Raw genomic sequence first — 12,383 nt, forward strand, 5'->3', positions numbered from 1 at the left:
ATCATAGCACTGAACGGATGATTTGAGAAATGAATAATTTCGCTGAATAATATTAACAAAATTTATATTTAAAGAAAAAAGAATATTCGTGTAAACATTTTTTGATAAAATAGATATTAATATTTTTTATAATGAAAATAAAAAATAATATTATTTAAAAACATTGCAAAAGGGAAATGAGTATGTTATAAAATGGACAAAGATAATAATGTCCAATTCTTAAAAGAAAAAGACAAAAGTATTCCAAATTATAAAAACGTGAAAGGAAGAGAAGGAAAATGGAAGTGATTATGGAAGTGTTAGAAAAATTTCAGGCATTTATATGGGGACCGCCCACGTTACTGCTTCTCCTTGGAACCGGTATATATTTTACGGTTACACTGAAAGGGATTCAGTTATTTAAGTTTCCAAAAGCACTGAAAGCAATTTTTGAAAAGGAGGAAGGTGCAGGAGATGTGTCTGCATTTGCAACGCTTTGTACAACACTTGCGGCGGATATCGGAACAGGAAGTATTGTTGGTGTTGCAACCGCTCTTAGAATCGGAGGACCGGGAGCCATGTTCTGGATGTGGGTGTCGGCATTTTTCGGAATGACTACAAAATATGCAGAGTCAGTGCTTGCAGTAAAATATCGGACAAAAGATGAAAATGGACAGATGGCAGGAGGTCCGATGTACTACATTCAGAATGGAATGGGAAAGAAATATATCTGGTTAGCGAAGTTATTCGCGATATTTGGTGTTTTTACAGCGCTTTTAGGATGTGGAACTTTTCCACAGGTCAATGCAATTACGGAATCGGTAAATCTGGCATTTCACATTCCGATCGCGCTGGTGGGAGCTATCGTTACAGTGTTGACTGCCATTGTTATTTTAGGCGGTATCCAGTCAATATCAAAAGTAGCACAGTTCGTTGTGCCATTTATGGCAATTTTTTTCATAGGTGGATCTGTTTTGATCTTGGGAATGAATTATCAGGCACTTCCAGATGCATTCCGACAGATTTTTACTTGCGCATTTTCGGCTGAGTCCATGTTGGGCGGTGCAGCGGGAGCAACGGTTGTTTCTCTGATGACAGTAATCCGTACAGGAGTTGCGCGTGGTGTTTATACCAATGAGGCGGGACTTGGAAGCTCTCCGATCGTTGCAGCGGCAGCAAAGACAAATTCTTGCGTGAAGCAGGGGTTGATCTCTATGACGAGCGTATTCTTTACGACGCTTGTAACATGTACAATGACAGGACTTGTAATTATTTCAAGCGGATTAATGGATACAACAGATCTCAGCGGAAGTCCGCTTGTGACACAGGCTTATAATATGCATCTTTCACATAATATCGGAATGTATATTGTAGCAGTTGGGATTATCTTCTTCTCATTCACAACTATTTTGGGGTGGAGCTATTATGGAGAGAGATGTATTGTCTATTTGACAGGAAGCTTAAAGAGCGTCAAAGTATTTAAGGTGCTTTATATTATTGCAATTGCAGCAGCGCCATTTCTTACATTGGAACCGATCTGGCTTCTGGCAGATATTACCAACGCGCTGATGATTCTTCCGAATCTGGTTGCGCTGTTGAGTTTGAGAAAAGTGATTATCAATGAAACAAGAAAATATTTTGACAAACTGGAGAGAGAGACCATTAAACTGCCAAAGAATGCGGTAGTGGAATAATATAGAATCAAAAAACACATTGAAGACAAATCCGGGTCTTCAATGTGTTTTTTTGCGCATGGCTGTGTTCGGAAAATCAATATAACTCCATAGATGAAGTATAACGGTCTATGAGACGGAGTTTTTCTTCGTTTTTATTACCGACCTTTTTGCTGATGTAAGTACACAAAAGTTCTGCAATGAAAAGTGCAGGGATCTGAGAGTTGAAAAAAGTCAGAGAATCAACATTGTTGGTAAATAAGTGTGTAGCGTATTGTGCTAATGGAGCGGTCGGAGTGTCGGTCAAAACGATGACGGCAGCGCCTGCGCGGGAAGCCATTTCAGCAGCCAGCTGCGTCAATTTTGAATAGCGGGGATAGCTGATGGCGATCAGACAATCCCGTTTGCTGATATCAGACAAATAATCAAAGGTATTCAGAGAATCGGAAGGTTCCGGGAAGACCATCGGAAGCGTATCCTTCAAATTGACGGACAAAAAATTAGCGGCAACACTGCAGGCTCGGGACCCGACAATATATTTTGTGTGAGAGTGAATGATCGTATCGCTTGCTTTTTCAAATAATTCTGTTGAGTTTCGCATGACGGCAGAACGGATATTGTTAAATGTAATATCTTGAACCGTTTCGATAATACTGCTTTTCGACAGCTTTTCCAGACTCTGTGTCAGCTTCACAGTCGGAATAGCGGAAGATTGTGAATGGCTTGATATGTAAGTATTGTATTGCTCCCGGATCGTACGCTGAAATTCTGTATATCCGGAAAAACCAAGATCTTTTGTAAAGCGCATGACAGAAGAATGACTGACAGAAAGCGTATTTGCAAGTTCGGTGGATGTCATAAAACATAAGTCACGAAAATTATTGAGAACATAATCCGCAATCAGCCGTTCTTTTTTTGTTAATTTTGCATTCTTAATCATTTCTTGAAAAGCAGCAGTCATATCCAAAATCCTTTCTGAAAAACATTAATATTTATTATCTCAAATTATATCAAAGAACCGAAAAAATAACAAAGTATTTTAGAGATAGTAAAGAGTAAAGAATACTTTGTGAAATGAATAATTATGCGGTATAATATTAACAAAATTTATATTTGAATGGATTAGTGGAATAAAAAGGGTTATAAGGAGGAAAGAAAATGAATCAGGCAGAGATTGAGACTTTTTTGATGATCGTAAAAACGAAGAATATTACAAAAACCGCAGAAAATTTATTTTTGTCCCAGCCGACAGTCAGTCACAGATTGAAACTGCTGGAGGATGAGTTGAATGTAAAGCTTTTGAATCGAAAGAAAGGGTACAAGCAGATTGAACTCACCACCCAGGGAGAAGAATTCATACCGATTGCAGAACGCTGGCTTTCTCTTTGGCAGGAAATGCAGCTGTTGCAGCATGGACAGGAAAAATTATATTTAAGTATCGGGTGTACGGATACGTTGAACACAGCGATTTTTTTCAATCTGTACAGAAAAATTCTGCGGGAAGAAGACCCGGTTTTAAGTTTAAAGATTAAAACTCATTATTCGCAGGAAATCTATGAGCAGGTGGAAAATCATGAGATTGACCTTGGCTTTGTATATCATCACCTTCATTTCAAAAATATAACAGCGGAGCCGGTGCTGAGAGAAAAGATGTATATTGTGCAGAGCGGCGAGACATCTCTTCGCAAAGAGATTCTGCATACAGATGAATTGGATCCGGAAGAGGAAGTGTTCTTAAGCTGGGAAGCAAACTATCAAATCTGGCATGACCAGTGGGTAGGAAAGGGGAAACGTCCAAGGATAGAGGTGGATACCTTTGAGCTATTGCTTCATTTGATTTCAGATGATAAGCGGTGGTTTATTGCCCCAATCTCCGTGGTAGAGCGGATTCAGGCACTGCGCCCGGTTTACGTAAGTGAGATTGCGAACCACATTCAGCCGCCGGAACGTGTTACATATAAAATTCAGCATAAGTACCCAAAAGAAGCAACAATGAAAGCAGTCCGCATTTTTGAAGAAAAAATGGAATCGTATTTACAGGATAAAAATTGGGGATTTGTTAAGTAAGAGAGAAATATTAAAAAAGTTAATATATTATAGACAAATAATTTATTTTTTTTAGTAAAGTTGCTGTGCTATACTGAGGGCAGATAAAGAAACGAAGTAAAAATCAACAAATGGATATGGATTTGCCATGCAGATGAAAGGAGAACGAAGATGGAAGTAAAGTTTCTGATAGCAGGTGACTGCGCTGTATCCATTCAAATGGGAAATGTGATCAGTCTGGAGGTAAACAGACAGGTTCGTATGCTGCAGGAGGAACTGGAAAAACATCCAATCCATGGAGTTACAGAGATGGTTCCGACATATGCTTCTTTAATGATTCATTACAGACCGGATAAAATTAGTTTTGAACAGTTAAAAGAAGAAGTTATGAAGAGAACCTGCGGCATGGAACAGGTAGAAGATACAAAAAAGATCATCAAAGAGATCCCGATCTGCTACGAAGGGGAATTGGGAATGGATCTGGAAGAATGTGCAGCGCTTGAAAATCTCTCGACAGAAGATGTGATAAAAATGCATTCCGGCCATGAATATTATGCATATATGCTTGGATTTGCACCGGGGCATGCTTATATGGCAAGATTTGAGGAGCCATTTCATTTTAAGAGAAGACCAACACCAAGAGTACATATATCTGCACGTTCTATCGTAGTGCAGGAGAATCTCTCAAATTTGATTCCGTTTGACCAGCCATGCGGATGGAATATTATCGGAACGACACCGCTTACAATCTGCGATTATACAAAGAAAGATCCTTTTCTGGTACATGCGGGTGAGTGGGTAAAATTTATCCCTGTAAGCAGAAGAGAATATGACAAGATAAGAGAAGCTGATTTAAGAGGCAATTATCATGTGAAAACTTATGAAAAGGCGGTGGAATAATGGGAATTGTTGTTGAGAATCCGGGACTATTGACAACGGTCCAGGATGAGGGAAGATTCGGTTATCAGCAGTTTGGAGTATCTCCGGCAGGGCCTATGGATACGAGATCTTTTTATCTGGCAAATATTCTTGTCGGCAACAAACGGGGAGAAGGATTGCTGGAAATGACATTTTCCGGAGTGACACTGTTGTTTGAAGAAGATAATATTATTGCAGTGACAGGCGGAGACCTTGCCCCGATGGTAAATGGTGAAGCGATTCCCATGTATCAGGCGGTGTTAGTACATGCGGGAGACAGACTGGCATTTGGAATGGCATCGGGAAATGGATGCAGAGCATATCTTGCATTTGCAGGCGGGCTTGACATTCCTCTGATCATGGGAAGTAAATCGACGCTCATGCGAAATCACATGGGAGGATACGAAGGAAGAAAACTGGAGAAAGGTGATCGGATCGGATTTGTTCACCCAAAGACAGAGCTTCCGAATATGGAGAAACGTAAAATCCCGCAGGAAGTATTTCTGACAAAAGAAATTACACTCCGAGTAGTTACAGGTCCTCAGGACTATGAATTTTCAGAAGAAGAACTTCGAAAGTTCTTCTGGTACGGAGCGGAGATTACAAATGAATTTGACCGTATGGGATGCAGACTGAAACGAGAGGAGCCAATACATCATCTCGGTGATGGAAATATTATCAGTGACGGTATTGCGTTTGGATCAATACAAGTTCCTACCAATGGTCAGCCGATCATTATGTTGGCAGACCGGCAAAGTACTGGTGGATATACAAAGATTGGAACGGTAATTTCTGTCGATCTTCCGAAACTGGCGCAGAGTGTGCCGGGATATCGTGTCAGATTTATTCATGTAGGAATTGAACTTGCACAGAAATTATACATTAGGCAATTGCAGAAATTACACAAACTAGAGAAAGAACTGGGGCAGAGAAGCTAAGAACGGAGGCAAATATGGAATATGAAAAAATGATAGAATTGCTCCGTGAAGTAAACGACTCAAATTTGATCGAGTTTGAGCTGGAAGACAGAGACTTCCGGTTGAAACTGAAAAAAGAAAGTAAAAGTAACGAAAATGTTGTGAAAGCAATAGAAAACACTTCTTTGGAAAATCCGGCAGATGAGCCAAAAGAGTCGAAAAAGGAGATAGAAAGATCGAAGGAGCATGTGATTACTTCTCCGATGGTAGGAATCTTTCATGCATATGAAGGAGAGACGGAAACACCTTACGTGCAGGTGGGTAATCAGGTGGAAAAGGGACAGATCATAGGAGCTGTGGAGGCAATGAAGCTGATCAATCCTTTGGAAGCCGATATTTCCGGAAAAATTACAGAGATACTTGTGGATGACGGAATGCTCGTCGAGTATGATCAGCCAATGTTTGTGATGGAAGTGTAAAGGATATGGTGAGAGATGTTTAAAAGGATCTTGATCGCAAATCGCGGGGAGATCGCAGTCAGGATTATACGTGCATGTCGGGAAATGGGCATCCGGACTGTGGCGGTATACTCGCAGGCAGATAGAAACGCCGTGCATGTGGGACTGGCAGATGAAGCGGTCTGTATCGGGAAAGCGGAAGCGTCGGACAGTTATTTAAATATGGAACGCATAATCAGTGCGGCAATAGCTGTGGGGGCGGAAGCGATCCATCCGGGATTTGGATTTTTGTCAGAAAATGCGGAGTTTGTACAAATGTGCGAACAGCATCATATTACATTTATCGGGCCATCTTCAGAATTGATCAGCAGGATGGGAAATAAATCTGAGGCTAAAAAAGCAATGAGGCAGGCAGGCGTGCCGGTTGTCCCGGGGACAGAGGAACCGGTTTACAATCTGGAAGAAGCGAAAAGAGAAGCAGAGCGTATTGGATATCCGGTAATGATCAAAGCATCTTCAGGCGGAGGCGGAAAAGGCATGCGGATTGCAAGGAGCCGGGAGGAATTTGCAGTCAGCTTTCAGGCGGCGCAGCAGGAATCAATACGTGCCTTTGCTGACGATTCCATGTATTTGGAACGCTATGTACAGAATCCCAGACACGTAGAAGTTCAGATTATGGCAGATAAATATGGACAAGTCATTCAGTTGGGAGAAAGAGATTGTTCTATTCAGAGACGACATCAGAAAATGATTGAGGAATCGCCATCTCCGGCTTTGACAGACGAGATAAGAAAGAAGATACGCTCAACCGCGGTACAGGCGGCAAAAGCAGTGAACTACGAAAGTGCCGGTACCATAGAATTTCTGTTAGATGACAGTGGAGAATTCTTTTTCATGGAAATGAACACGAGGATACAGGTAGAGCATCCGGTGAGTGAGTTGATTTCCGGCGTTGATCTTATTCGGGAACAGATTCTGGTGGCAGCAGGAGAGGCGTTAAGCGTGGCGCAGGAGGACATCCTTTTCCGAGGACATGCAATTGAGTGCAGAATTAATGCGGAAGATCCGATACGTGGATTCCTTCCGTGTCCGGGAACGATCACACATCTGCATCTTCCGGGCGGAAACGGAGTGCGTATTGATACAGCAATTTATGAAGGATATCAAATTCCGCCGAATTACGATTCTATGCTAGTGAAAGTAATCACTTATGACAGAGATCGCAAAACCGCGATCCGTAAAATGATAAGAGCGCTGGATGAGATGGAAATCGAAGGAGTCGAAACGAATCTTGAATTTCAATATGATATCCTGCACCAGAAGGATTTTCAAGAAGGTAATTTTACAACGGATTTTATATCTATACACTATGAACTATAATAAAAAATTTTAAAATATGGAGGAGAATGAAAATGAAGATAGTTGTTTTGGACGGTTACACATTAAACCCGGGAGATATTTCATGGGAAGGTTTAGAAGCATTGGGAGAGTGCGTAGTATATGATCGTACTTCTCTGACGGATGTACAGGAGACCATCGACAGAATCGGAGATGCAGAAATCGTATACACTAACAAGACGCCGCTTCCAAGAGAAGTATTTGAAAAATGTACCAACATTAAATTTGTCGGTGTGCTTGCAACCGGATATAACGTAGTTGATATTGCAACTGCAAAGGAAAAAGGAATTCCGGTAGCAAACATTCCAACTTATGGAACAGCAGCGGTAGGTCAGTTTGCAATCGCGTTGTTATTAGAAATCTGTCATCACATTGGACATCACAGCAAAGTGGTTCATGAAGGCGCATGGGAAGCAAATCCAGATTGGTGTTTCTGGGATTATCCGTTGATCGAATTAGATGGAAAGACAATGGGAATTATCGGTTACGGAAGAATCGGTCAGTCTACCGGAAAGATTGCGCAGGCACTTGGTATGAAGGTTCTTGCATATGATTCATACAGAAATCCGGCATTGGAATGTGAAACTTGTCAGTACGCTGACCTGGATGAAGTATTGAGTCAGTCTGATGTTATTGCACTTCACTGCCCTCTGTTCCCGGACACAGAGAAGATCATCAACAAAAATACAATTGCCAAAATGAAAGATGGAGTTATTATTTTAAATAATTCAAGAGGTCCATTGATCGAGGAACAGGATCTGGCAGATGCATTGAATAGCGGAAAAGTAGCTGCGGCAGGCTTGGATGTTGTTTCAACAGAGCCAATCAAGCATGATAATCCGCTACTCACAGCCAAGAACTGTCTGATTACACCGCATATTTCATGGGCACCAAAGGAGTCTCGTCAGAGATTGATGGATATTGCGGTAGATAATTTAAAAGCTTATGTTGAGGGAAACCCACAGAACATAGTAAATAAATAGAAAGGAGGAAAAACATGTATTCAATCGATTTAAACAGTGATATTGGAGAAAGCTTCGGTGCGTATAAGCTGGGAGATGATGAAGCAATCCTTCAGCAGATTACGGCAGCTAATGTAGCATGTGGATGGCATGCAGGTGATCCAATGGTGATGGATAAAGTGGTACGAATGGCAAGTGAAAGAGGCGTTGTAGTCGGAGCACATCCCGGCTATCCGGATCTGATGGGCTTTGGAAGAAGAAAGATGGTCTTATCCTTTCAAGAAGTAAAGAATTATGTAAAATATCAGATTGGAGCGTTGTCTGCATTTACACAGAGTTATGGAATGAAACTGCATCATGTGGCGCCGCATGGAGCTATGGGGAATCAATGTCAGTATGACGAAGAGATTTCCAGAGCAATCTGCGAAGCGGTATATGAAGTAGACAAAGACTTGATCATCTATTACTGTGCAGGAGCTGTACTTGGCAAGATTGCAGAAGATATGGGACTTAGAACAGCGGCAGAAATTTTTGCGGATCGTGCGTATATGGATGATTTATCACTGGTTCCAAGAAAGATGGAAGGCTCTATGATCACAGATGAAGATGTAGCAATCAGCCGTTGTGTGCGGATGATTAAAGAAGGAAAGGTTACGTCAATTAATGGTAAAGACATTGACATTAAAGGCGATACGCTCTGTGTTCATGGCGATGGACCGAAGGCAATTGCATTTGCAAGAAGGATTCGGGAGACATTTGAAAAAGAAGGAATTGAGATTAAACCTATGTAAGTATAGGAAAGCGCCGGATGAATCATGAATTTGAATACAAAAAAGTAAGGAAACAGTCATTGATTTGTTTTGGCGCTATTTTTGTACCCTAAAATAGGAGAAAAACAAGGAGTGAAACAAGGAGTGAAGAGAAAATGGCAAAGCAAAAAGAACAAATGTCAGTAGTAAAAAAGATGATGATTGCTCTGATTGGTGGCTTAATCGTAGGTATTGCTTTTTTGCTGATCAGAGAAAATGTAGTTTCAGAAAGTACATGGAATGTAATTAATAAAATTTTGTTTCAGGATATTACAGTAGAAGAAGGTGTTGGCGCTGTCGGAATCTTCTATATTGTCGGTCAGATCTTTATGAGAGGCCTGCAGCTTGCAATCGTACCGCTGGTATTGGTGTCTTTAAGTCTTGCAATGTGCAGCATTTCTAATTCAACAAAACTTGGTCGTATTGCAGGAAAGACGCTGCTTGGATTTTTTGGATTTTATGTATTTGGAGCATTTTTCGGATGTGTGATTGCTTATATTATAAAATCACTAGGCTTCTTTAATGTTACACTTCCAAGTGAAGCGGTAAGTGAGGCGGCAACCATTGACGCATTCAATCCACTGGCAACAATTGTCAATGCGGTACCGAGCAACATAACGGAAGCATTCAGTACAAATAACAGTATTTTGGCAGTTGTCGTAGTTGCGATTATTATTGGTCTGTGCATGAACCAGCTTGGAGAAAAAGCAGATCCATTGAAGAAAGTATTGGAAAGCGCAAACGAAGTAATTCAGATGTATTTGACATTCCTGATCAACAAAGTAGGACCGGTTGCAATTTTCTGTTTGATTTCCAGAACTTTTGCGATCTATGGTGTGGAATATCTTGCTCCGGCTGCAGCATATGTCATCTTTGCAATGCTTACATTATTCTTGTTGGTTGTAACATTATATCCACTTGGAATTTGGATTACAACGAGAGAGAATCCGGTGAAATTCTTAAAGAAGATAGCGAAAGTGGGAGTGTTCGGATTTTCAACAAACTCATCTGCAGCTTGTCTTCCATTGAATACAAGAACCTGTATTGATGAACTGGGATGTAGTGAAGAAATTACAAGCTTTGTACTTCCTACAGGAATGACAATCAATATGAATGGAACAACGGTTATGCACATGTTTGCAGTGACATTCATTGCAACAGCTGCAGGAATTAATGTAACACCTGCCAACATGATTGTTATGGCATTCTTATCAATCTGTGCGGCAGCAGGAACTCCAGCAATTCCGATTGCCGGAACAACGATGATCTTTACCGTTTTATCTGGAATGGGATGGACCACAGAAGCATGCTTAATCGGTTATGCACTGGTTGTAGCAATCAACCGTCCGGTTGAGATGGCATTACTTCCTTTGAATGTTATCGGAGACGCAGCAGTAAACGTAATCGTAAACGCAAAAGAAAAAGAATTAGATAAAGAAAAATATAATGGATAATTAATTCGGGACGGGTTTTCAAAAAGCCCGTCCCGAATTGATTTACTTTGGAGGGGGTAACGTGGATAACTTTGCGAAAATGTTTCAGTTACAGATGATGTTATTTCTGTTAATGGCTGTGGGAGTTCTATTTAGAAAAAGAAATATTATTTCAGAGTCCGGCCGGAAGACATTGTCGAACTTGACGGTGAATTTAATCCTGCCGTGTAATATTATAGAGTCTTTCCTCGGTGAATGGAATGTATCTGAAAATCTTCTCCGCCATTGTTTGATTGCGTTGGGGATTTCTTTTGGGATACAGGTGGCGGCGCTATATTTGAGTATGTTATTTTTTGCGCCTGTCTCAAGAGATAAGAAAAATATTTTCAAATACGGTTTGATTGTTTCAAATTCCAGTTTTATTGGAATTCCGGTTGTAGGGGAATTATATGGGAATCTTGGTGTGCTTTATACATCATTTTTTCAAATTCCGATCCGTATTATGATGTGGACTGCCGGGCTTTCTTTATTTACGAATGTGGATAAAAAAGAATCTTTTCAAAAGCTGATAAAACATCCGTGTATTATTGCGATAGTTATAGGAGCTTTTTTGATGATAGCATCTGTTCCGCTGCCATCGTTTCTGGGAAATACAATTGCTGGCTTGAGCAAATGTACGACACCACTGTCCATGATCACTGTGGGAGCAATGTTCGCAAATTCAAAATGGAGCGATTTTCTGGATCCGTCTATTTTGTATTACTGTTTGATTCGCCTGATTGTATTTCCGGCAATTGTCTTTGGTGCAGTCCGTCTTCTTGGTATAGATCTGGTACTGGGAAATGTTGCTGTTTTGTTAAGTGCGATGCCGATGGCAGCAACAACAGCAATTCTTGCAGATAAATATAATTATAATGGAGAAACAGCTTCACGCTCGATTTTTGTATCGACTCTTTTGTCAATCGTGACATTACCGGTAATATGTCTTATGTTATAAATTGGAAGAATTCGTATTCTTCACAGAATATAATTTGCACGATTTTCTATTCTTGTGCTAAAATCCCATCTTTGACAGTTGAAAAATGAAAATGCGGCTACAAGCCCCGTAAATATGGGCGGTGTAGCCGTTTTCTTGTTTGCAACGATATGTGCTATTTTTCTATTTGTTCTGTTTTGTTTCTTTTATAATCGTCCTCATAGTAGATTTGCGTATGAATTCATAATCCGTACGGAACCCAAAGGAATTATGTAGTTTGTCTGTTATCTTTGTACGTTTGTAAGAAGGAATGTAGCCACTGTCTTTGGATAAAAGTGTAACATTCATAGTTCTTAATGTTTCTAAAATCTGACTGCAGGTAAACTCTTCTCCAAGTTTCTTTTCTAATAATCGATAAACTAATAGGCTAATGAAGCAGGTCAGGAAATGAGCTTTGATGCGATCTCCGCGTCTGACAAATACAGGTCTCGCCTCGAATTCTGACTTCATGATTCTGAAGTTTTCTTCGATTTCCCATCGTTGTTTGTTGATATTGATAAGCTCCCTGATATCTCCCTCAAGATTTGTAACCACTGCATAAAAACCATCATACATAGACTCTTCTAGGATTTTAGCTTCATCTAATTGATAAATACTTTTTTGAGCTATTTCACCATCTTCTGTGACAGCTGTTCTTTGAATGAAACGAGCTGGATCATTTGAACCTTTTCCTTTTCTGGTTTTATCTGAAGATTGTATCGGTAAATATTAAAAAAAGATTTGACAAACACTCGGGAAAGTACCATAATAGTAA

Annotated in this window: 11 protein-coding genes and 1 pseudogene; 10 read left to right on the forward strand and 2 right to left on the reverse strand. The window is 40.3% G+C overall.

All coding sequences use genetic code 11. The features are described 5' to 3' along the window. Positions 1-278: 278 nt before the first annotated feature. Positions 279-1,673 (forward strand): alanine/glycine:cation symporter family protein, encoded by a 1,395-nt coding sequence (locus C0979_RS00395; RefSeq protein ID WP_101694103.1) that lies wholly within the window; start codon positions 279-281, stop codon positions 1,671-1,673. Between the two features lie 76 nt (positions 1,674-1,749). On the opposite strand, the gene C0979_RS00400 is transcribed toward C0979_RS00395, so the two are convergent. Next, positions 1,750-2,613, reverse strand: coding sequence for a MurR/RpiR family transcriptional regulator (locus tag C0979_RS00400; RefSeq protein ID WP_101694104.1), 864 nt, complete (start codon positions 2,611-2,613; stop codon positions 1,750-1,752). A gap of 197 nt (positions 2,614-2,810) precedes the next feature. Between C0979_RS00400 and C0979_RS00405 the strand changes: the two genes are divergently transcribed. From C0979_RS00405 to C0979_RS00445, 9 genes are all read left to right on the forward strand, one after another. Further along, on the forward strand, positions 2,811-3,719 hold the full coding sequence (locus C0979_RS00405; RefSeq protein ID WP_101694105.1) for a LysR family transcriptional regulator: 909 nt from the start codon (positions 2,811-2,813) through the stop codon (positions 3,717-3,719). A gap of 150 nt (positions 3,720-3,869) precedes the next feature. After that, positions 3,870-4,598, forward strand: coding sequence for a 5-oxoprolinase subunit B family protein (locus C0979_RS00410; RefSeq protein WP_101694106.1), 729 nt, complete (start codon positions 3,870-3,872; stop codon positions 4,596-4,598). Further along, a complete protein-coding gene (locus C0979_RS00415; RefSeq protein WP_101694107.1) occupies positions 4,598-5,554 on the forward strand; it encodes a 5-oxoprolinase subunit C family protein in 957 nt (318 codons plus the stop codon). Before C0979_RS00410 ends, C0979_RS00415 begins: the two co-directional genes overlap by 1 nt. 14 nt (positions 5,555-5,568) lie before the next feature. After that, positions 5,569-6,012 (forward strand): acetyl-CoA carboxylase biotin carboxyl carrier protein, encoded by a 444-nt coding sequence (accB, locus tag C0979_RS00420; protein WP_101694108.1) that lies wholly within the window; start codon positions 5,569-5,571, stop codon positions 6,010-6,012. A 15-nt stretch (positions 6,013-6,027) separates the two neighbouring features. Then, positions 6,028-7,371: an acetyl-CoA carboxylase biotin carboxylase subunit gene (accC, locus tag C0979_RS00425; RefSeq protein ID WP_101694109.1), complete on the forward strand. Its 1,344-nt coding sequence runs from the start codon at positions 6,028-6,030 to the stop codon at positions 7,369-7,371. Positions 7,372-7,403: 32 nt separating this feature from the next. Continuing rightward, the gene (locus C0979_RS00430; protein ID WP_101694110.1) at positions 7,404-8,372 is read left to right on the forward strand and encodes a D-2-hydroxyacid dehydrogenase; all 969 of its coding nucleotides are present in this window, start codon (positions 7,404-7,406) and stop codon (positions 8,370-8,372) included. A 14-nt stretch (positions 8,373-8,386) separates the two neighbouring features. Next, positions 8,387-9,142 carry a LamB/YcsF family protein gene (locus C0979_RS00435; protein WP_022317958.1) on the forward strand — a complete coding sequence of 252 codons (756 nt, stop codon included), beginning with the start codon at positions 8,387-8,389 and terminating at the stop codon, positions 9,140-9,142. A gap of 134 nt (positions 9,143-9,276) precedes the next feature. Beyond that, positions 9,277-10,614, forward strand: coding sequence for a dicarboxylate/amino acid:cation symporter (locus tag C0979_RS00440; RefSeq protein WP_101694111.1), 1,338 nt, complete (start codon positions 9,277-9,279; stop codon positions 10,612-10,614). A 61-nt stretch (positions 10,615-10,675) separates the two neighbouring features. After that, positions 10,676-11,590: an AEC family transporter gene (locus tag C0979_RS00445; protein ID WP_101694112.1), complete on the forward strand. Its 915-nt coding sequence runs from the start codon at positions 10,676-10,678 to the stop codon at positions 11,588-11,590. A 162-nt stretch (positions 11,591-11,752) separates the two neighbouring features. Here C0979_RS00445 and C0979_RS00450 read toward each other — a convergent pair. Next, positions 11,753-12,328: pseudogene (locus C0979_RS00450) on the reverse strand (IS1634 family transposase); the annotation flags it as partial. Positions 12,329-12,383: the final 55 nt, after the last annotated feature.

It is taken from the genome of Dorea phocaeensis, assembly GCF_900240315.1.
GTDB lineage: Bacteria > Bacillota > Clostridia > Lachnospirales > Lachnospiraceae > Dorea_B > Dorea_B phocaeensis.